General features: G+C 53.3%; 18 protein-coding genes. 1 reads left to right on the forward strand and 17 read right to left on the reverse strand.

What is annotated here, in order from left to right; genetic code table 11:
• Positions 1-143: 143 nt before the first annotated feature.
• On the reverse strand, positions 144-605 hold the full coding sequence (locus M0R70_08850) for an N-acetyltransferase (GenBank protein ID MCK9419469.1): 462 nt from the start codon (positions 603-605) through the stop codon (positions 144-146).
• A gap of 288 nt (positions 606-893) precedes the next feature.
• Here M0R70_08850 and M0R70_08855 point away from each other — a divergent pair, with 288 nt between their 5' ends.
• Entirely contained in the window at positions 894-3,335 is a 2,442-nt protein-coding gene (locus M0R70_08855) for an ATP-dependent Clp protease ATP-binding subunit (GenBank protein ID MCK9419470.1), read from the forward strand.
• Positions 3,336-3,690: 355 nt separating this feature from the next.
• Here the strand turns inward: M0R70_08855 and M0R70_08860 are convergent, their stop codons facing one another.
• From M0R70_08860 to M0R70_08935, 16 genes are all read right to left on the reverse strand, one after another.
• Positions 3,691-4,926 (reverse strand): NAD(P)-binding protein, encoded by a 1,236-nt coding sequence (locus M0R70_08860; GenBank protein MCK9419471.1) that lies wholly within the window; start codon positions 4,924-4,926, stop codon positions 3,691-3,693.
• Between the two features lie 208 nt (positions 4,927-5,134).
• Positions 5,135-7,228 (reverse strand): polyribonucleotide nucleotidyltransferase, encoded by a 2,094-nt coding sequence (gene pnp, locus M0R70_08865; protein ID MCK9419472.1) that lies wholly within the window; start codon positions 7,226-7,228, stop codon positions 5,135-5,137.
• 32 nt (positions 7,229-7,260) lie between these two features.
• Complete coding sequence (gene rpsO / locus M0R70_08870) at positions 7,261-7,524, reverse strand: 30S ribosomal protein S15 (GenBank protein MCK9419473.1); 264 nt, start codon at positions 7,522-7,524, stop codon at positions 7,261-7,263.
• A 138-nt stretch (positions 7,525-7,662) separates the two neighbouring features.
• Positions 7,663-8,544 (reverse strand): tRNA pseudouridine(55) synthase TruB, encoded by an 882-nt coding sequence (gene truB / locus M0R70_08875; protein ID MCK9419474.1) that lies wholly within the window; start codon positions 8,542-8,544, stop codon positions 7,663-7,665.
• A 3-nt stretch (positions 8,545-8,547) separates the two neighbouring features.
• The gene (locus tag M0R70_08880) at positions 8,548-9,528 is read right to left on the reverse strand and encodes a bifunctional oligoribonuclease/PAP phosphatase NrnA (GenBank protein ID MCK9419475.1); all 981 of its coding nucleotides are present in this window, start codon (positions 9,526-9,528) and stop codon (positions 8,548-8,550) included.
• On the reverse strand, positions 9,521-9,925 hold the full coding sequence (gene rbfA / locus M0R70_08885) for a 30S ribosome-binding factor RbfA (protein MCK9419476.1): 405 nt from the start codon (positions 9,923-9,925) through the stop codon (positions 9,521-9,523). The genes M0R70_08880 and rbfA overlap by 8 nt, the downstream gene beginning before the upstream one ends.
• A gap of 195 nt (positions 9,926-10,120) precedes the next feature.
• Positions 10,121-10,402 carry a DUF503 domain-containing protein gene (locus M0R70_08890; protein ID MCK9419477.1) on the reverse strand — a complete coding sequence of 94 codons (282 nt, stop codon included), beginning with the start codon at positions 10,400-10,402 and terminating at the stop codon, positions 10,121-10,123.
• A gap of 145 nt (positions 10,403-10,547) precedes the next feature.
• The gene (gene infB / locus M0R70_08895) at positions 10,548-13,211 is read right to left on the reverse strand and encodes a translation initiation factor IF-2 (protein ID MCK9419478.1); all 2,664 of its coding nucleotides are present in this window, start codon (positions 13,209-13,211) and stop codon (positions 10,548-10,550) included.
• A gap of 44 nt (positions 13,212-13,255) precedes the next feature.
• Positions 13,256-13,837 carry a DUF448 domain-containing protein gene (locus M0R70_08900; GenBank protein MCK9419479.1) on the reverse strand — a complete coding sequence of 194 codons (582 nt, stop codon included), beginning with the start codon at positions 13,835-13,837 and terminating at the stop codon, positions 13,256-13,258.
• Positions 13,838-13,982: 145 nt separating this feature from the next.
• On the reverse strand, positions 13,983-15,335 hold the full coding sequence (gene nusA / locus M0R70_08905; GenBank protein MCK9419480.1) for a transcription termination factor NusA: 1,353 nt from the start codon (positions 15,333-15,335) through the stop codon (positions 13,983-13,985).
• Positions 15,336-15,407: 72 nt separating this feature from the next.
• On the reverse strand, positions 15,408-15,800 hold the full coding sequence (locus M0R70_08910; protein MCK9419481.1) for a four helix bundle protein: 393 nt from the start codon (positions 15,798-15,800) through the stop codon (positions 15,408-15,410).
• 62 nt (positions 15,801-15,862) lie between these two features.
• On the reverse strand, positions 15,863-16,318 hold the full coding sequence (locus M0R70_08915) for a ribosome maturation factor RimP (GenBank protein MCK9419482.1): 456 nt from the start codon (positions 16,316-16,318) through the stop codon (positions 15,863-15,865).
• 284 nt (positions 16,319-16,602) lie between these two features.
• Positions 16,603-17,016, reverse strand: coding sequence for a GxxExxY protein (locus tag M0R70_08920; GenBank protein MCK9419483.1), 414 nt, complete (start codon positions 17,014-17,016; stop codon positions 16,603-16,605).
• A gap of 241 nt (positions 17,017-17,257) precedes the next feature.
• Complete coding sequence (locus M0R70_08925) at positions 17,258-17,752, reverse strand: WbuC family cupin fold metalloprotein (GenBank protein ID MCK9419484.1); 495 nt, start codon at positions 17,750-17,752, stop codon at positions 17,258-17,260.
• Between the two features lie 55 nt (positions 17,753-17,807).
• Positions 17,808-19,052 (reverse strand): hypothetical protein, encoded by a 1,245-nt coding sequence (locus M0R70_08930; protein ID MCK9419485.1) that lies wholly within the window; start codon positions 19,050-19,052, stop codon positions 17,808-17,810.
• Positions 19,053-19,412: 360 nt separating this feature from the next.
• Positions 19,413-19,829: a hypothetical protein gene (locus M0R70_08935; protein ID MCK9419486.1), complete on the reverse strand. Its 417-nt coding sequence runs from the start codon at positions 19,827-19,829 to the stop codon at positions 19,413-19,415.
• Between the last annotated feature and the right edge of the window lie 147 nt (positions 19,830-19,976).

A 19,976-nucleotide genomic window follows, 5' to 3' on the forward strand; every position in this document is an offset into this window, starting at 1 on the left:
TGGGCGACTGATGGACTTTTTCAGCGACCTGTTAGATTAGAGATTATCGGTTCAAGAATCAAATAGCAAGCTCCCAACGATTGGAAAATTGGAATTTGGTGCATGGAGATTATTTGTAATATGTATTTGTATATTGGAATTTATCAGTGTGTTGGGGTGATCTTGATAATAAGCGCGGACTCATCACAGTCAGGGAACTTGACGCAGTTCAGGCAGTCGGTCCATATCTTATGAGGAAGTTCCTTTTTATCTACCTCGATAAAACCGAGCTTTCTGAAAAAACCTGACTGATACGTCAGCACAAACACTCGCTCAACCCTCAGTTCAGCGGCCTCTGCCAGGCACTTTCTTACCAGCTCAGCGCCGATACCACTCTTGACCCGGTCTTGCCGCACGGCGAGCGAGCGTATCTCGGCAAGTTTGTCCCAGCTGACATGGAGAGCGCACACACCGACGAGCGAACCGTTGTCCTCGCAGACATGAAAATCGCGAAGATGTTCATAGAGCTCGTTTAAGGTGCGGGGCAGCATCTGTCCCGAATCGGCGTATTGGTTGACCAGCGTTTGGATCGCCTTCACATCCATGAACGTTGCTTTGCGTATCATGTTGAAAAATTACTCTGTTGCGTGGATAAAGTCAAACAAAAAAACGCATTTTCATAACACCTATGGTTTGCAGGCCCGCAAGCGTGCAAGACTTCGACGAGACTTCGACGAGCTCAGTCGAGTCGCTCAGTCGAGTCGCTGACAAGCGCAATGAAGCAGGTGAACGACTTTCCCCTTATGGATGAGCTGCAACAAGCAAAAGGACTCTTGACTTTAACCTCTTGATTGGAGTATATTTTAATCAAGATAAGCGAAATTCATTGCAACGGTGAAGGTGGTTTCTCTATTATGATGTTCGAAAAATTCACGGAACGAGGAAGAAAAGTAATCGTCTACGCGCGGGAAGAGGCGGAGCGGCTCCAGAACGATTATCTGGGGACTGAGCACGTCCTTCTCGGCACGCTCCGTGAAGAAGACGGCATCCCCGTGGCCGTGCTCCGCAAGATGGGCATTGATGTCGATCAGATCCGCATGGAGGTGGAACGAAATCTACCCTCGAGCGGAAACACCCTTACCTTCGGAGACATCCCTTTCACTCCTCGCGCAAAAAAAGTCTTGGAATATGCCGTTGAAGAGGCACGGCTCCTCGGTCATAACTATATCGGCAGTGAGCACCTGCTCCTCGGCCTGATCCGTGAGGAGGAAGGCATCGGCGGCAAGATCCTTCGCAGTTTCGGCGTGAACCTGCTTGGCTCCCGCCAACTGGTCATCAACTACCTTCGTCGTGCGGCGACCCAGGTGAGCGCTAAGAAAAGCCCTACCCCGGCCCTCGATGAATTCAGCAGAGATCTTACCCAACTTGCCAAGATCGGCAAGCTCGATCCGGTCATCGGACGGGACCAGGAAATTGAACGTCTGCTTCATATTCTCTCCCGCAGGACCAAGAACAATCCCGTCATTATCGGAGAGCCCGGCATCGGCAAGACAGCCATCGTGGAGGGGCTTGCGCAGCGGATCATCAATTCAGAAGTTCCGGAGAACATCCTGAACCGTCGTGTGGTATCGCTCGACCTGGGCGCCCTGATCGCGGGCACCAAATACCGCGGCCAGTTCGAGGAACGGCTCAAGGTCGTCATGAAGGAGATCGTCCAGGCTGACAATATCATTCTGTTCATCGACGAGCTGCACACCCTGGTGGGCGCGGGAGCCGCTGAAGGCTCCATCGATGCGTCGAGCATGCTGAAGCCGGCCCTGGCGCGCGGCGAGGTCCATTGCATCGGAGCGACCACGCTTGATGAATACCGAAAACATATCGAGAAGGACGGCGCCCTCAAACGGCGGTTCCAGCCCATCTACGTGCAGCCGCCCACCCTTGAGGAGACCATTAACATCATCAAAGGTCTCCGGCCAAAATACGAATTGCACCATAAGATCAAGATAACCGATGAGGCCGTTGTAGCTTCCGCGCACCTCTCGGACCGTTATATAACGGACCGGTTCCTTCCCGATAAAGCCATCGACGTGATCGACGAGGCGGGAGCGAAGGCGAAGCTCAAACGCTACACCTACCCCGCCGAGATGAAGGTCATCGAGAAGAAGCTCAAAAAACTTGAACAGGAAAAAAACCTTTTCTCGCGCATCAAGGATTACGTGCGGGTGGAGTCCATCCAGGAAGAGGAAGACCGTCTGCGCGAAACGCTCGAAGGCATTCACAAGGACTGGAAGGACGATCAGGAGAAGAACGTCCCCATTGTCGGTGAAGAGGACATCGCGTTGATCGTATCGCATATCACCGGCATTCCCCTTTCGCGGCTCGAGGAAAAAGAGGCGTCCCGCCTTCTCAGAATGGAAGAAGAGATCCACAAGAGGATCGTGGGCCAGGACGCGGCGATCGCGGCGGTTTCCCGTGCCATTCGCCGCTCACGGGTCGGGCTCAAGACGCGCAAGCAGCCCATCGGTTCGTTCATCTTCCTCGGCCCCACCGGCGTCGGCAAAACCGAACTCGCTAGGTCGCTCGCACAGTTCCTCTTCGACACCGAAGATGCGCTTATTCGCGTCGATATGTCGGAATATATGGAAAAGTTCAGCTCATCAAGGCTCGTCGGCTCTCCTCCGGGGTATGTCGGGTATGATGACGGCGGACAGCTTACTGAAAAGATCAGGCGTCGGCCCTACTCGGTCGTGCTCTTTGACGAGATCGAGAAGGCGCACCCGGATATCTTTAACATGCTTCTCCAGGTACTTGATGACGGCTTTATGACGGACAGCTTCGGCAGAAAGGTGGATTTCCGTAATACCATCATCATTATGACATCGAATCTCGGCGCCAGAATGATCGATAAGGATACGACGCTGGGTTTCCATCAGGCGAGCGCCGGGACTCAATATGAAAAAATGAAGGAGAATGTTACTTCGGAACTCAAGAAGTCTTTCAACCCCGAGTTTTTGAACAGGATCGACGACGTTGTCGTCTTCCATCCGCTCACCAATGAGCACCTCATCAAGATCGTGGATATGCTGGTCCATGAGTTGGATAACCAGATGATGCTTGACCGGGGCATCGAGCTTGAGGTATCTCAGGAAGTGAAGGAGTGGCTCATTCAGGAAAACTTCCAGCCCACCTACGGCGCGAGGCCCATGCGCCGGGCGGTCCAAAAGTATCTCGCGGATCCGCTTTCAGAGGACATCCTGAGAGGACGCTTTAAAGACGTGCATAAGGTGCTGGTGACACTGAAGGACGGCGCGGTTGATTTTCAGGAAGTGGAGACCGTCGTGCTTGCCAACGTCTGATCGCAGTCCATCATCATGAAAGAAGCAAGCCCGCTTTCATGATGATATTCTTATTCCTCTTATCTTCCCCCTTCAAACACCGATAAGCTATAATCATTTTTTTCTAAAACACAAAGCCTGGCGAACTCGTCTTCCGTCATCTCCGAATGTCTCTATCGGGGATCTGGTTTGCGTTTAAACCTGTAAATTGAAAGCACCTCTTCATGCTAAAAACCATATTCCCCCCGGCTTAAAAAAATACCGGGGCAGACTTATAAAGCCTCGGGAATGACACAAAATAAAGAGAGCCAAAAGGTCACCAATACATCATCGAGCTTGCGAACAAGGCCACTACGGGATAAAGCCAGAATGAATGTCAGCTGACTTTTTGTACAAACCTGTTCACTTCTGATATTACCTGAAGCGGGGCTGTCTGTTCATTTTTTAAAAGGTATATATTCTTTTTTGAACCCCGGTAAAGTAGGGGCATCCCCTCTCCTGATCGAAGTGGTTTAAACGTAAAACCCTGCGGCAGTTCGATCCCTTCATCACCCGCTCGATGTTCTTCGCTAAAAACAAGGTAATCGTTTAAAAAAGGGATAAGCCTGTTCAGTGTATCGATGAGCGCCTGCTTATCGTCAGCGCCGCCTTGGGCGGATCTGAAAGACATGCTCAGCGCCCTCATGCCATGGGGAGCATTTGCACCGTCATTGTCGGCGCCAAACGAAAGCGTAAAAAAATCCCGGGGCGACCGATACTCCGGTAGATAAAGCACCTCCGGGCACATGCCAACCGGCATCACGGTATCCTGCAGTCCCATGAAAATCGTCGATGAATCAGTGCGCTGCGACAGATTCATGAGTATCGTGTCAGCCTCTATGACATCCTGTTTTGTTTTAATACCAACAATAGTGCTTCCTCTTAATGCGAACTCGTTAACCGTTTCGTTATGCAGAATTTCACCACCCTGCTGAAGAATCGTGTCATAGAGCCGAGCGGCTAGTTTTTTGAAGCCGCCTTCGAGGTAAAGCGGCGGTGTATCGCATAACGTGATAAGGTCGACCAGGGAAAGTTCTGCAACAGGTCTCTGAAAGAAATAGAGCGCCTGGATATCGAAGAACGCGGTCAATTCTCTGCTGAAGCGATATTTCCGGATAAACCCGGCGACAGACCTGTGCTTCGTCACGTATGCCGAAAAACGGCTTTTTACCATTGTATCCGCCAATCTATGCAGATCCCGGTAGAACGGTATCAATGAATCTATTTCTGTGGGGAATTCTCGTCTGAGCTCCTCAAGCGTTTCTCCCTGATCGGCAAAAATGGTGATCCGGTGATCAGGGAGCGCCACTTGATAACACGGTGATTTCACGGACACGCTATGAACGATCCCGAGGTTCGCAGAAAGCGTATAAAACGCACCTCCCCGTTCAAAACCATAGGAAAGGGCCGGCGAAGCAGAGAACTGGTATCCATCCCTTGCAAACGCTCCCACAGCCTCGTTCAATGATCCGCGCTCAATAACGATAATTCTTTTCTTCTTACTGGACAACAGTGCTGCAACGGCAAGGCCTCCGAGCCCTGCACCGACCACGGCTACATCGTATTTCGGCATGAGTGCTCCTTGAGGTTCAAAGTTCAGGATACATAGAAAGACGAGAAACAACCAGCCACAACCGTGAAAGTTGAACCGTGAACCTTGAACCTGCTCCCTGAACCAGACAACCTGATCTGACACAAACAAAAAAGGAAACAGGGAATCTCATCGAGTCTCCTATTTCCTCTCTATTCTTTTCACAGTGTGCTGTCGACAACGGGGAAAGTTATTGTTTGTTTTCTTTATCCCGCATGGCTTCCTTGCGCGACAAGCGGATTTTCCCCTGCCGGTCGATCTCAAGCACCTTGACGAGGACCTCATCACCTTCCTTGAGCGCGTCGGTTACTTTTTCGAGCCGCTGGTCTGAGATCTGAGAAATGTGAAGCAGTCCGTCGGTGCCGGGGAATATCTCCACAAAGGCGCCGAAGTCCATGATCTTTCGAACCTTGCCCGTGTAGATCTTGCCGACCTCGGCGTCCTGGCATATGCCCCGGATGATCTCTTTTGCCTTGAGCGCCGCGGCTTCGTCGGAAGATGCGATGTTGATCGTACCGTCGTCCTCGATATCGATCTTCGCTCCCGTCTGTTCCACGATACTGCGGATCACTTTTCCTCCGCTGCCGATCACATCCTTGATCTTGTCCGTGTTGATCTTCATGGTGATGATTCGCGGCGCGAAGGTGCTCAGGTTCTTCCTCGGCTCGGTAAGCGTCTCCAGCATCTTGCCGAGGATATGCAGCCTCCCGTCCTTCGCCTGTTGAAGGGCCGTGCGCATAACAGCGATCGTGATACCCTCGATCTTCATGTCCATCTGAAGCGCGGTGATCCCCTTGCTCGTTCCGGTGACCTTGAAATCCATGTCACCGAGGTGGTCCTCAAGCCCGAGAATATCCGAAAGCACGATGATCTTATCGCCTTCCTTGATGAGACCCATGGCGATGCCCGCGACCGGGGCCTTGATGGGCACACCCGCGTCCATGAGCGACAGCGTCCCGCCGCAAACCGTTGCCATGGATGATGAGCCATTGGACTCAAGGATGTCTGATACGATCCTGATGGTATACGGGAACTCCTGCTTGGTCGGCACCATTGCCTTCAGCGCCCGCTCAGCGAGTGCGCCGTGGCCAACTTCGCGCCTGCCCGGTCCCCGGAGGGGCTTGGTCTCACCCACACTGAACGGAGGGAAATTGTAATGCAGCATGAACGACTTGAAATACTCTCCTTCGAGGGAGTCGACGCGCTGCTCATCCACCGACGTCCCGAGTGTGGTTACCACCAGCGCCTGTGTCTCGCCGCGGGTGAACAGCGCCGATCCATGTGTCCGGGGAAGCATGCCGACGACAGAGCTGATAGGCCGGATCTGGTCCGGCTTTCGTCCGTCAGCGCGTATATTCTTTTCCAGAATGATCTTGCGGACCTCGTCCTTTTCCAAACCGAAAAATATCGGTGCTATCTGGATATTTTTTGCCGGGTCTTCATCCTTGAGCTTCTGTTTGATCTCGTCAAGCAGCACGTCGAGGGTCTTCTGGCGTTCCATCTTGTCCGGAATGACGATTGCGGTCAGCAAACGGTCCATGGCCAGACCAGCCACCTGCGCGGCAAGGTCCTTGTCGATCTCAACCGTTTTCACCGCCCGCTTTGGTTTTCCAACCTTTGCGACAAGTTCGTTCACCAGCGCAACGATCTTCTTGATCTCACGGTGTGCGGTCTCGAGGGCCTCAAGCATCTGGTCCTCGGTCAGTTCGGCCGCTCCGCCTTCCACCATCATGATCGCATCAACAGTGCCTGCTACGACCAGGTTGAGTTTCGTGGCCTCAAGCTCCTTCTGGCCGGGATTGATGATGTACTTGCCGTCAACAAGCCCGATCCGAACGGCCCCGATCGGGCCTTTGAAGGGGATATCGGATATCGCGAGAGCTGACGACGAAGCGACCATTCCCATGAGGTCCATGGAGCTCTCTTCACCGATCGAGAGTACCGACGCGATGATCTGCGTGTCGAAATAGTATCCCTCAGGGAACAACGGCCTGATCGGCCGGTCAATGAGCCGGGACGTAAGGATCTCTCTTTCGGTCTGACGTCCTTCGCGTTTAAAGAACCCGCCCGGGATCTTTCCGGCTGCATAGGCCCTTTCCTGATAATCCACCGTAAGCGGGAGAAAATCAACGTTGGCCCGTTCTACTTTCGAAGAAACAGCCGTTGACAGGACTACGGTATCACCGTACCGCACGACAACGGCGCCGTTTGCCTGTTTGGCCATTAATCCTGTTTCCAGGATCAGTTCTTTTCCGCCTATTTCTGCTTTAACTGTTGTTACCATGAAACCTCACTCTTCCCATTACGTTCGTAATGCTACTTTCGTATGCCAAGCTGCTCAATGACCTTGTGATAGCGGTCAAGATCATTCGTCTTCAGGTAATTCAGATGCCGGCGCCTCTGCCCGACCATTTGCAGAAGACCTCTCCGCGAATGTTGGTCGTGCTTGTGCGCCTGCAAATGCTCCGTCAGATGGCTGATTCGTCCGCTCAGAATTGCTATCTGAACTTCCGGAGAACCTGTATCTGATGGATGCCTGCGGTACGTATTGATCAGACCTGTTTTCTGTTCCTTATCCATTCAACCGTCCCTCCTTTCAGTGAGATGTTTCTTTCTAAGGCGTGGTAAAATATCATATTTACTGCGAGATGTAAAGCTTTTTATTTATTATCCGTCGGATCTGCCGGATCTGACAGATCCTTCCTGATTTTTTTAAAATTACGAAAAAACCAGATCGGGTTTGAGCACCCCTTCAACGATACGCGCAAGACCCAGAAGTCTGCCGGCAGGGCTGTGAAGCCTGACATGGTCGCTCGTGATGTGTGCAAAAGACGGGGGACAGGATATCTGGTTTCCATGCAGCACCCGTACTGTCTCCGCCTCGCTGATCGGAATTGCCGGGAAAGCCGCGAGCGCATCGTCGATCGGCGTAAGCGCCTGTTCCCCGTTCCCTGCCGCCATCATCGCCTGAAGCTGATCAAGGGTTATGGCTCGATCGATGCTGAAACGCCCGGAGCGCGTTCGTTCAAGAGCGGTGAGATGCGCTCCCATGCCCAATGCCTCTCCCAATTCGGCGCAGAGCGTGCGGATGTATACGCCTTTTGAGCACCGTACCGTGAGGCTTACCTCGGGGTCCTCGAACGCCGTCAACTCGATAGTGTAGATCGTTACGGGACGGGGCTTGAGCAATTCCGCCTTGCCTTCCCGTGCCAGCTTGTACGATGGAATTCCCGCTACTTTCACGGCAGAGTATGCCGGCGGACGCTGCATGATCGAACCAATGAACCCCGGTAAAACGTCGATGATCTTCTGCCGGTCGGGCGGGGTATACGACTTTGTTTCCCGTATCAGTCCATCGGCATCAAGGGTATCGGTGGTCACCCCGAGCCGCATGATCGCCTTGTACTCCTTCTCCCCTGCTTCAAGATATTGTGCGATCCTCGTTGCCCTGCCCGCGCACAAAACGAGCACACCGGTCGCGAGCGGGTCGAGCGTTCCCGTGTGTCCGATCCGCCGTTCATGGAGGATCTTCCTAACGCTCTCGACAACATCGTGAGAGGTAACGCCGGACGGTTTGTTGATGTTAAGAACGCCGTCCATTCGCTATCGTTCCCTGTTTCCCATTTGCGCGGCAATTGTCTTCTCGACGTCGCCGAGCACCCGTTTTTTTACTTCCTCGAGCGACCCGTCAAGCACGCCTCCGGCGGCGTTCTTGTGTCCTCCTCCGCCGAAGGATTGGGCCAATCCTGAGAGGTCAACCCGTCCCTTGGAGCGCATACTGATCTTATACTGCGCGCTTCCTGTTTGCCTGAACAGGATCGCCACCTCTACACCCCTGGTCGACCGAACAAAATTCACGAAGTTATCAGTGTCCTCAGCCGTGGTCCCGGTCCGGCGATAAAGCTCCTCGGTCACCACGACCCAGGCGGTCCGTCCATCCTCGCTCCGTTGCATGTTCGTAATGACCGTTCCAAGGAGTTTCAATCGAGGGTACGAAGAGGATTCGTAAACGTTTTCCGTGACAAGCCAGGGATCGGCGCCGGCCTCGAGAAGCGCTGCAGATATTTTCATGCTTTCCGGCGTGGTATTCGAATACCGGAAGGATCCCGTGTCCGTAAAAATAGCGGTATAGAGACAGAGGGCAATGTCCCGGTCGATCCTGACGCCAAGCTCCTGAACAAGCCTGAAGATCATCTCGCCGGCGGCGGAAGCGGCCGTATCCAGCCAGGTAAGCGGCCATGCAAGAGGATTGGTAATGTGATGATCGATATTGATCAGGATATCGGCGGGATAGGTCTTGTCAAACAGTCCCGTTCGCGGCGGGTCCGCGTCAACAACAATGAATGCATCATAACGACCCTGGACCGGTTTCCCGATCTTGATCCGCTCATTCCAGGGCAGGAAACGGTAGATTTCCGGCACCGGATCCAGATTCTGCGCGATCACCGTCTTCCCCATTTTTTCCAGCGCGAGCATGAGCCCCAGTTGGGAACCGAGGGCGTCCCCGTCCGGGCTTTTATGCGTGGAAATAAGAATGGTCGTGCACTCTTTCAGTGCCGCGGCAATACTCGTACAGTTACTCATGCTCCGGGTCTTCCGTATTATTCTCTTTATTCTCTTCCGGTACCTGTTCCTGCTTTTTCTCGATCTCGTGCAGAAGTTCCATGATATGCGCCCCATGCTCCACGGTATCGTCAAAACGGAACAGGATCTCCGGAATGCACCTCATGGTCATTCGTCTGCCGAGTTCCGATCTGATGAATGCCGAGGCGCTGTTCAAACCCTTGAACGTTTCTTCCTTGTTGCCGCCGTAGATGCTCACGAAAACCTTTGCATTCCTGAGGTCATCCGACAGATCGACATCGGTCACCGTGACAAACCCGATACGGGGGTCCTTTATTTTGCGCATGAGGATATCGGCGATCTCCTGCTTCATCTGATCGCCTACGCGCACTGATCTTTTAAATGTTGGTTTGGCCATGGTATATTTTATATTCAGATCAGAATAAACCGATCAGGAGAAATGGGGAATTAAGAGGCGAAAGGGGGATGAATAACATAATTAATAGAATGTCTTTTTCTCCATTTCTCCAATTTCCCCCTTTCTCCTGAAAGCTTGTAAGGTTCTACGCGCATACCAATATTGATTCTATTATTCTGGTTTCCAACTCCGGTCCTAAAATATCTCAATATGATAATCCAGGAGGTCTATTTCCGGCACTCCGCGGACCATGTTCAGCACATGATCCAGCGTCTGGTTGAGGTGGGATTTATCATTGCTTACGACCGCTACTGCCAGGGATGCCTTTTGCCAAAGGTCGTTGTCATCGACCTCGGCCACCGAGACATTGAACTTGTTCCGGATCCTGTCTTTCAGGCTGCGCAGTGAATGCCGCTTGTCTTTGAGCGACCCGCTGTCGGGAACATGCATCTCTATGGTACAAACGCCGATGAACATAGCAGTTACGTAAAAAACGTGAAGGCTGATGAGGTTCAACGTTCAAGGTTCAACGTTCAAGGTTCAAGGTTCAAGGTTTAGGGTTTAGGGTTTACGCGGTTAACCGTGAACTTTGAACCGTGAACCTCTTAACCCGCCTCTTGTTCTATAACTTTCCCGCAACCTTATCGATCACAAAGCACTCGACGATATCGCCGACCTTGATATCGTTGAAGTTCTCGATACCGATGCCGCATTCATAACCGGACTGCACCTCGCGCGCGTCGTCCTTGAACCTCTTAAGCGAATGGAATTTGCCCGTGTACACCAGCACATTGTCCCGGAGCACCCGGACACCATCGCACTGCCTGCTCATGACCCCATCCAAGACGTAGGATCCCGCGATCGTGCCGACCTTGGAAACATGGAACGTCTGACGCACCTCGGCGTGACCGAGTATGCGTTCCTTGAGCGTCGGCTCAAGCAACCCTTCCATGGCGGCCTTGATATCATCGATGGCGTTGTAGATGATGTTGTACAGGCGTATATCCACTCCCTCGCGCTGTGCCAGTTCGGTTGACTTGGGTTCCGGACGAACACTGAACCCGATGATGATGGCGTTCGACGCGGCCGCGAGCATCACGTCGGTTTCGGTGATCGCGCCCACGGAACTGTGGATGACCTTGAGCTTGACCGCGGCGGTGCTCAGTTTTTCGAGCGAATCGACGATGGCTCCGGCCGATCCCGACACGTCCGCCTTGATCACGATATTGAGCTCCTTGACCATGCCTTCCTGGATCTGGGTGTGCAGGTCTTCGAGCGTCACCTTTTTGATCGAGCCCATTTCCGTGCTTCTCTGTTTTGCCTGCCTGCCTTCCGCGATCTGACGGGCCTTGCGTTCCTCTTCGAGCACCACAAAACGATCTCCCGCAAGCGGGACATTGGAAAATCCGATGACTTCGGCGGGCATGGATGGTCCGGCGCTCTCCACCCGTTCACCCTTGTCGTTAATAAGCGCCCGCACCTTCCCGAACTGCGCCCCGGTCACAAAGAAATCGCCAACTTTCAACGTACCGGACTGGACCAGCACGGTGGCGACCGGTCCGCGTCCCTTGTCAAGTTTGGCCTCGATGACCGTACCACGCGCCATCTTGTCGGGGTTTGCTTTGAGCTCAAGCACATCGGCCTGGATGAGGATCATTTCCAGCAGATGTTCGAGACCGATCTTTTTCTTCGCCGATACTTCACAAAAAATGGTCTGGCCGCCCCATTCTTCAGGGGTCAGTTCGAATTCCGCAAGCTCCTGCTTCACCCGGTCCGGCTTTGCATCGGGCTTATCGATCTTGTTGATGGCCACGATGATCGGGACGTTTGCCGCCTTGGCGTGATTGACCGCTTCACGCGTCTGCGGCATCACGCCGTCATCAGCGGCAACAACGAGGACCACGATATCCGTCACCTGCGCGCCGCGGGCGCGCATTGCCGTGAATGCCGCATGGCCCGGCGTGTCGAGGAACGTAATGTCCCTCCCTTTCAGGCTCACCTGGTAGGCGCCGATATGCTGGGTAATTCCTCCGGCTTCACCCGAGACAACATTCGTTTCCCGAACGGAATCAAGCAGCGAGGTCTTGCCGTGGTCCACGTGACCCATGATCGTTACCACCGGCGGCCGCAGCACCTGGGACTCGGCCGTATCGGCCTTTTCCTCCAGAACATCCTCTGCCGTTTCAATGCTCGTGATCTCCGCCTTGATGCCGTACTCTTCGGCAAGAAGCATGGCGGCGTCAGTATCCATGACCTGGTTCTGCGTTGCCATGATGCCGTTGGCCATGAGCTTTTTGATCACATCGCTCACCTTCTGGCCAAGGACCTCGGCGAATTCCTTGATGGTACAGCCTTCCTGGATCTTGACGACCTTTTTTCTCGGCTTGGTGATCTCGGCCACATCGGTCTGTGGCGCGTGTCTCTCGTCTTTTTTATGAGGTCTCTTTCCGAGGGGCAACGTCTTAAGATCGGGAAGCTTCTTGAACGACGGCTTCGCGCGGAACTCCCGGTCGGACTTGTTTTCGAACTCTCCTTTTTTCTGCCACTTTTTCTTTGATGTCTTTCCGGGTATCGGCATCAGGGACGGCGGCACCTGCGCGGGTTCAAGCACCGGAGATCTGAAAGAGGTCCTTTCAAAGGGACGAGCTCCCGGACGCGCCGGAGCGCCGGGGCGCTGCGGCGTGAAACCGGGACGCGATGGAGCGCCGGGACGCTGGGGTGTAAAACCGGGACGCGCCGGGGCGCCGGGACGTTGTGGTGTAAAACCGGGACGCGACGGAGCGCCCGGTCGCTGCGGAGCATATCCAGGTCGCTGCGGCACTGAGGCCGGCTGCGCAATCGCTGCCGGCTGGGGTTGTGTGGGTTGAGAGAGCTCTTGAGTTACGCGATTTTCTTCAACCTTGGCAGGTTGTATCGGAGCTGCATGGGACACAGGCGGAATAACCGGCGGAGCAGGCAGGGTCGGCTTCGGCGGAGGAATGGGCGCCGGCTTCGGCTTCGCTCCCGGTTTTTCGAGCGTTGAGGAAAATTTTCCTATCAGCGCAGCGGCTTTCTTCAACCGGTCCTCTTTGGATACGATCGCGCCGGTCGGTTCCTTCTTTATTTTTTCTTTTTCCTTCTCTTTGCGGACAGCCTTCAACTTATCGATCAGGGACTTGGCCTCTTTGTCATCAAGACCGCTCGACGCAGTTTTGTTCTTGATGCCCATCTTCTCAAGGACGGAGATGAGGTCCTTGCTTTCGACTCCCATTTTTTTGGCCAGTTCGTGTACCCTGATTACCGTCATAAAATCACTTGCCCCCAGAAGGTTGTTTAGTTCGGCATTTTACTCTACTCACTGTTTTTTATCAAGACTTTTAATCTTTCGGCCTCTTTCCAGAGTGCGTTGGAGAGCCCCGTATCCTCTATCCCGATCACACCGACCAGTTCACGGTTAAGCATTGCCCCCAGTTCTTCGCGGGTGAAAAGCGTCGTGCATCGCACGGTTGCGGCACTGGGACTCGCTACTTTTCCCTTCGTCCCCTCGGACAGGTCGATCGCGTACAGGAGCATTGAAACGCGCCCCTTCTCCACCGCATCGTGGACCGCGGAGTATCCGGCCGCCAGTTTGCCCGCCTTTGCCGACATCACGATGAGCGATTTTATCTTCTCCGTAATGAGACCCGCAAGCTGGTCGATAAAGGCCTCCGGCTCCGGCGGCCTGACCTTGCAGTGAAGCGCCCGGGAAAGGTTTTCTTTGCCCAGCGCTTTTGTTACGCACTCCTTCGTGGGACAGACATAGGCCGCGCGGCCGGGGAGTTTCTCCCGGTAGTCGATCGCGATGCCGGGAGGTCCGCCGACGATCCGGACCACGGCGTCCTTCTCAAATACGCCTCGACAACCGATACATGTTCTCTCCGGTCCCTGTTTCATCCGCAAATGCCCCCTCACCCTAACCCTCTCCCCTGTGGGGCGAGGGAACTTCTTCTTCCTCTCCCCGTGGGGAGAGGACCGAGGTGAGGGGGGCTTTCATTGTCCCTGGTAAGTTGTTACTCATGGACGGCTCATCTTGCCCGGCTTATGATCCAATGAGCGCGCGCGCCGACAAGAGTATCTTTTGCGCTGTTTTCTCGCCGATACCGGGGATCGCCAGGATATCCTCATCGGACATGGCGGCGATCTTCTCCACCGTGTCGTAACCTGCCTCAATGAGCTGGTCCGCCGTTTTCGCCCCGACGCCATCCAGGATTGTCAGGTCCGACCCTGGCTCTGCATCGCCACGCCGTGGCGTGGCGGCCTCGGCTTCCGTGTTCCCGGCAGCTTCGTTCTCCTCGGCCAGCTTTCTCGTTTCCTCTACGATCGCCGCTTCGATCTCCTGCTCTCGTTCCTTTTGCCGTTCCTGATCGTATTCGGATTCACTCAGGATATCGATCTTCCAGCCGGTGAGCTTTGCCGCAAGTCTTACATTCTGCCCCTTTTTCCCGATGGCGAGTGAAAGCTGGGAATCGGCCACCACGGTCAACGCCGAGCGGTCTTCCTCGGTCACGCCCACCTTTTCGACCACGGCGGGGCTCAATGCCTTGGCGATGAAAATGCGCGGATCTTCGGACCAGGGGATGATATCGATCTTCTCTCCCCTCAGTTCGCGGACCACCGCCTGCACACGGGAGCCCTTCATGCCCACACAGGCGCCCACCGGATCAACCTGGGATTCCTTTGACGACACGGCTATCTTCGTGCGGTCTCCCGCCTCGCGGACGATGCCTTTGATTTCGACGATATTCTCGTAAATTTCCGGGACCTCCATCTCGAACAGACGCGAGACGAAATCCGGATGTGCGCGGGAGAGGACCACCTGCGGACCTTTTGAGGTATCGCGCACCTCAAGCACATAGGCCCTGACTCGGTCACCCCTGCGGTAGCTCTCGCGCGGGACCTGTTCCCGCGCGGGCAGCACGGCTTCGGTCTTGCCGAGATCGATGTAGTAGGCGCCCTTCTCATGGCGCAGAACAATGCCGTTCACCAGCTGGCCGATCTTGTCGTTGAACTCCTTGAGGATGACCTCGCGCTCGGCCTCGCGCACCTTCTGCACGATGACCTGGCGGGCGGTCTGCGCCGCGATCCTGCCGAAGCCCTGGAACTCGACCTGCAACGGCACCTCACCCTCCATCTGCGCGTCGGGATAGAGCGCCTGCGCCTCTTCGAGGGTGATCTCCTCCTCCGGGTTCACAACCTCCGCCACGACCTTCTTGTAGGCATACATGATGATGTCTCCCCGCTTGGGGTCGATCTGCACCGCGATCCGCTGGGCGCCGTACTTCTTCTTGGCCGCGCTCACCAGCGCCGACTCCACGGCCTCAACGACCATCTCCTTCGAAATGCCCTTTTCCTTGCTGATCTGATCGATAACATGAATCAGCTCTTGACTCATAAGTCCTTTTCCTCCTGATAGAATCATGGTTCATGGTTCACGGTTCACGGTTCACGGTTTACGGTTTACGGTTTACGGTTTACGGTTGGCCACCTTACCTTCTTCATATTTCTTGAGATAGTTGATGAATCCACGAACAGCAGCTCGTGTTCGTTTGGCCTGTTCGTAGACATCTTCAAACTCTTCAGTTGATATGTACTTTTCATCCAAGGCAATATAGAGTTCGCTCTGAACTTCCGAGCAAGACCGCTTGGCATATCGTAAAAAGCGGATAAACTCTGCATTCGTCTCGGAGTCGAAGCCTTCGGCGATATTGTGCATCGATGATCCCGCAGCTTCTTGTATCTGTCTTTTCAGTCCGAAGTCCTTCGCAAATTCCGGTTTTTTTGTTAAACAATATACTTTTCGTGTCAACTCGCGTGCCAACTGCCAGGCCTCAATATCTTCAAACCGTTCAATCTTCATACTTTCTAACCTTAAACCGTGAACCTTGAACCCGATAATTAACCTGTTTTTATCGTCTAAAACTACACTTCAAGCGACGCCTTGGTGATGCCGGTCATCGGGATGTCAAGGACCGTTCCCTCTTCGAGTTCCACCTTGACCGTGCCTTCAACCAACCCGAGCAGTCTGCCGCGGATAACCTTCTGCCCGTTGATTGGCTGGTAAGTCTTTATCCTGACCATACTGCCCGTGAACCGAATGAAGTGCGCGGGTTTCGAGAGGAGCCGGTCGAGACCGGGTGACGAGACTTCAAGGGTATACGCGTGCGCAATGATGTCCTCGACGTCCAGTGCCGCGCTGAGGTCCCTGCTCACGGTCTCGCAGTCAATCAGCGTGACACCTCCGGATTCCCGGTCGATAAAGATCCTGAGAAGCCACTGCGGCCCCTGTTTATGAAACTCCAGGTCCCAGAGCGACAATCCCATGGATTCAAGGATCGGATCAAGCAACTGCCGGACCTGCTCCACGGCATCAGCCATTCAAACCCCCAAATAAAAAGAGTGGGCAAGATGCCCACTCTTCAAGGAATTTCCCAGAGTGTTGAATACTTTTTATCACAGTAGATAGCGGAATGCAAGAGAAAAATGGTCTCTTCCCTTTAAAACCGGTCAACTGCGCGGCACATCCCCTGCCCTGGGCGTTCCTTAACCAATTCAGTCGTAGGTTGGATAGAACGAAGTGAAACCCAACATATTCACAATAATTCGTAACTACTCAGGTTGGCCGCAAAAGAACGCAAAGAACTCAAAGAAAATCCTGAAATTCATGCAAATACGTTCTTAAGCAGCTTTGGTTTATTGCCGTCTTTGCTTAATGCGTATTTCTTAATCTGAAATTTGTAGCTTCCGAAGTTGATTAAAAGTCCGTGCTCAATTCGGGCCGATTTGAGATAACCCAGCAATTGAGATATATGTTCGTCCGCAAACATACGACATGCCTTCAGTTCGACGATAAGACTGTCATCTATCAGTAAATCGGCGAAATAATCGCCTAACACCGTGCCATCCTCATCATAGACCTTGAGAGGATGTTGTTGCTTTACGTCGAGTCCGGTTTTTCTTAGCCGGTTTGCCAGCGCATTTTCATACACCTTTTCGAGATGCCCATGTCCATGATAAACATGAATGGCATAGCCCGTTTCTCGTACAACGTCGCACAGTTCGCTTATCGCAATCATATTCATGCTCCTTGGGTTAATTCGGCAGAGCTTACGCTGTCAGAGATCCCAATATTGAGAAGAACCCTGTTTTGCTTTTCTTTGTGTTCTCTGCGTTCTTTCGCGGCCAATAGATTTTGACCTGATTTGACCTGAGCAGATACAATAATGCTTCTTAAAGATCGTTCAAAGTTAATTCGTCGGGTTTCGCACAACCTGCCCCAGCATGCCTGAGGCAGGGGCTCTACCCTACCTACCGGGCTCAGCTTGCTATAACGGGCGGCACATCCCCTGCCCTGGCGTTCCTGAACCAATTCAGAAAATGCGCGGCCTCGGGCGCGCCTTCCGCCGGTGCCCATGAAGCGCTGTTTATTTCAGCGATCGGCTTATAAGGACCCTGCTTGACCTCAAAAAAAACCGTTCCGGATTCCAGAGACACCAGGGTATGCCACGTGTTCCTTGGGAATTCCACGGCGGCTATCATGCCGTTGTTATCGATCACCGTGCGTTCAAGGACCTTCCCTCTTTCGTCGAAAAGCAGGATGGCCAATGATCCGCGCAGGGCGGTTAGTACTTCCCCTGTTTCGGGATCGGAGTGACGGTGCGGTCGCACGTAGGACCCCGGTTCTATGGCTATGCAGAGACGCTGTACCGGGTCGTTCAATTCAGGATGAAGGTTGAAGTGCGCCCGGTGACGCGGTGATTCCATGGCCTGTTTCGTCAGTGAGTCCAATAGCGCTCTGTCGATCTGCTTCATAAAGTATCAGACCTTAATAGTAACTAAAGCTGCTCATACCGGTTTTGTCCCCGCCTCATTTGATCACTACCGGTTTCTTTATGATGTAATTGGCGGTAAAAATATACTCATCCACAAAGTCTCTCTTCCCGTCGCCGTTCAAATCAAATTTGGGTTTTTTCGCCGTACCGTGATCACGCAAAAACAGCATGAAATCAGCCTCCGTCACCGTACCTGATTTATCCAGGTCAACAGTGGCCGCCGGCGCAACTACGATCGGAAACTCCATGTTCACCTTCTCCTGGGAAACAGCGAGCGTTGCCGATACTGCCTTCTTGTCCGGCCTCAGCTCCGCGATCCATGTATTCGTGTTGTCAGGATCTTTCTTCAGGGAAAGGAGGGTGGCGCCCGAAACCTTGACATCAGGCTTCTTCTTGCCGGTCGTCATCGCGATAAAAGATATCTTGACCGTGGCCTTGCCGTCTGAAAGAACGACCGGGGAAACCTGCCTGAAACCGATCAGCGGCTCCTGGTTGAAGAGTTCGGTAAGCGCCTTCGCGCTGCGTGCACCCGTATATATGCCGAAACGTTCCAGAACACTTTTTTGTGAATAGATATTCTTGTCCTGTTTGGTCGGATTCGTTTCCTGCTCCGTACCGGCCGCTCTGCTTGCCGTCTCTTGAGAAACCACCTCAAGCTCTTTTACCGGCTCAGGAGAAACTTCTGGAGCTGCTGACGGCTCTTCGATTTTGGAGCCCGCAGATGCGCCGGAGGGCACAATACCGACGATCACTCCCTGCTGCCCGAATGGCACCGGAACAGCGCCGGTATCGGCTTGAGTCCCCGCGTTCGAGGGGGTGATGGATGAGGGTTCAGTCTCGTTGGGCGAATTGACGATCTGAGCCAGCACCGGCAGCGGATCACCGTTAATATTGGCGACGCTTGCATTGATCGCAATAATTCTGCCGGGTGAATTGCCGGTCTGGTCAAAGGCCAGCGTTGCAATAGTACCGTCGCCTTTTATGGGAGAGGTTGTGATGATCAGCATGCGCACGGTCCCCGGCACATTGGGGTTCACTTGCATCAGAGCGCCGGAAATGAACACTCCCGGCATGACCCGGGGATTTGAAAGCGTTGAGGTTTCGTAGTTAATGGTGACATCAAGCGCCGCAACATTTTCCATTCCCACCCCTTGCAATGAAAAGCCGCCGTCGCCCGAGGACAACAGGGAAAGCGTCGATGCGGCGCAAACAGGCTGGGAGAAATATAGCGTCAGGGCGAGCGTAAGAATGCATATCAATGAACTGGTTTTTATTTTCATGATTAACCTTTCAACTCAAGATTGATAATTCGGATAAGAATCGTAACTACTCGGGTTGACCGCAAAAGACCCCCGATAACATATTTCGAGGGCAGGCTCCAAGAACTCAAAGAAAAACCTGAAACCATGTATTTCAGTTTTTAATTCTCTCTGCGATCTTTGCGTGCTTCTCTAAGTGGCCGGTTCATTTTTTAGGCCATTCGCGGCTAACAGATTTTGACTGAGTAGATACATACTATTAATATCAAAAAAATAACCGCGAAGCGTATAAAGAAGGGAATCATCCATTCCTCAGAGCACTTCGCGGTATACAGAGCTGCGGGATAAATTCAAGACCTTTGCAAAAGCTTCATTCCTGAATCATCTTATATCCGCGGTAAATCCGGCAGTCAGTCTGGGGATGATCTCGGCGCCGTTCGTATCCCAGGCCTTGAAATCGGTCAAGTTGAAATCAACTGCTGTCGGGAAGACGCCCGTTGCAACATCGCAATTTACCGTGACAAACTCTCCCGTTCCAACACCATTGGCATTGAGCAGTTTGACTATCACTTTGCCGGGCTCTGTTGCCGTTGCAGCCGTATAGGCGCCGGTCAGGTACGTGTTTATGGTGGCCGTTACACCTGAAGCCAACACCACGCCGGTGTTCATGACCAGTATAGAAGGATTGACGCTGTCAGGCGTCGTTTGCACGGTCACTCCCGAAGGCAGGTTAACGGTAACATCAACTGCACCGATCAGTGTGCCCGTAGTAAGGGTGCCCTGGCTTATGATCGCCAATGTAGCAGTTGTCGGTTGTTGATGGGTTATATCCTCGCCGGTGCTTTTACAGCCGGCCAGTGTGAACAGGGCAGTCTGAGGGGGAGGCGATAGCCTCACTGGAGAAAACCGAACGACATGTTTACCGATTACTTGGTTCTCTTAGAT

This window comes from Nitrospirota bacterium, from assembly GCA_023229435.1.
Classification (GTDB): Bacteria; Nitrospirota; UBA9217; order UBA9217; family UBA9217; genus JALNZF01.